Genomic DNA, 1,870 nt, shown 5'->3' on the forward strand with positions numbered 1-1,870 from the left:
GGCTCGGGCTCTTCCATCAGCACCGGCATCACAACAGGCTCGGGCTCTTCCATCAGCACCGGCATCACAACAGGCTCGGGCTCTTCCATCAGCACCGGCATCACAACAGGCTCGGGCACCACCTCCAACACGGGCACACCGGCCACTTCAATCTCCGGCTGAAGCGGCAATCCATGCCCGGCCTCCGCCGCAAAAGCAGGCGGCTGCGATGGCGGGCTAAAATCGGAGCGTGCATCCGCAGCCGGCAAGCCGGTGAAACCTGGCAAAGGCTGCATTTCCTCATCGGGAGCATCTGGCACCAGACTCGCCAGATCCAGATCGGGCACATCAGACTGCCAAGAGGAGGATGGCGCTGTTGCGGACAGCGCCAATGCCGGATCTGGAGCGTCGAAGGCAAAGTCGAAGTCTTCCAGCAGACTATCGACCGAGGCCGGTGGCGCGGTGTGATCAAGCCAGTTATCGGCAGGCACCAGTTCGGAAAAAAGTGCCTCGTCTTTTTCTGTTTGATGCGCCGACCCTGCACCCAGCTCAAGATCGATGGCAGGCAGCGACTCGAACAAGGTATCACCCGGCGTAACATCCAGCACAGGGGGCAGCGCCTGCGTTAACGCCGGCGGCAAATCCAGCGGCGCACCGAAGTGCTGGCTGGAGAAAGGCTCCGCCTCAGAAAAAGAGGCGGAAACCGGCAACTCGGTTTCGACCACCTCGGTCAGGACAGGCAGGTTGTCGGGCAAAGCTTGTCCATGCGGTGCAGTAACGGTCATGTTTGGCGATGGCGCATATCATGGTGCTCGATGGCAAGCCCCAGAGAACGATAAAAGCGAAAACGGGTTCGCGCCATGGCTAGCGCGTCCTCATCAACACCGATAATTTCCAGAATACGGGAAAAGGCCGCAGGATCAGCCGGCGGCTCCCCGCCCAGATTCAACAACACCCTATCCTCGCTACAGGCAGCCAGCGACAGCCCCAGCCAGACCGGCGTCTGACTGGCAATGGCATCATCGGCCTTGCAATGCGGGATAAACGCAGTCTCGGACAAGCTCCACAAGCGCGCACTAAAGCGCTCAAGCGCAGCCGCATCCGGCAGCAACACAAACAGCTTGGCCCCCTTGCGGTAGGCAGTTGCCGTCAATTTGCAGGCAAAAGCCGGTGCATCGGCCACACCGGTATAAAAATCAATCTGCGTCATGCTGATCCGGCGCTTCCGTCACCTCGCGACGCGGACGGCCACGACGTACGACATTGCCCAGCGCAATATCGGCGCGGTCTTGCAGGTATTGCACCAGCAGCGGCACGGGTCGACCGGTCGAGCCCTTGTCCTTGCCGCTCTTCCAGGCGGTACCGGCAATATCCAGATGTGCCCAGTCATAGGCCTTGGCAAAGCGCGACAGGAAACAGGCGGCGCTGATGCTGCCACCGGCACGGCCACCGATATTGGCCATATCGGCAAACGGGCTCTTCAGCAGCTCCTGATACTCCTCCCACAGCGGCATATGCCAGGCACGGTCACCGACCTCTTCGCCAGCGGCGACCAGATCGCGTGCCAGCGAGTCTTGCGAGCTGTAAAGCCCGGTCGCCACATGGCCCAGCGCAATCACGCACGCACCGGTCAGGGTCGCCACATCGATAACGGCAGCCGGCTCGAAACGCTCGGCATAAGTCAGTGCATCACACAGAATCAGGCGGCCTTCGGCATCGGTATTCAACACTTCGATAGTCTGGCCCGACATAGAGGTGACAATATCACCCGGCTTGAGCGCCCGTCCGGACGGCATGTTTTCGCAGGTCGGAATCAGCACCACGATATTCAGGGGCAGCTTCATCTCGACGGCGGCGCGGAAGGTACCCAATACGGCAGCAGCACCGCCCA

At 60.9% G+C, this 1,870-nt stretch carries 2 protein-coding genes and 1 pseudogene; all 3 read right to left on the reverse strand.

From position 1 onward, the window contains the following. A partial coding sequence (locus EGI20_RS17960; RefSeq protein WP_498633059.1) for a hypothetical protein occupies positions 1–764 on the reverse strand: 764 nt, incomplete at its 3' end. After that, entirely contained in the window at positions 761–1,189 is a 429-nt protein-coding gene (locus EGI20_RS17965; RefSeq protein WP_498631423.1) for a DNA polymerase III subunit chi, read from the reverse strand. The genes EGI20_RS17960 and EGI20_RS17965, both read right to left, overlap by 4 nt. Then, positions 1,176–1,870, reverse strand: a pseudogene (locus EGI20_RS17970) (leucyl aminopeptidase); the annotation flags it as partial. The gene EGI20_RS17965 and the pseudogene EGI20_RS17970, both read right to left, overlap by 14 nt.

It is taken from the genome of Aquitalea sp. S1-19, assembly GCF_024343515.1.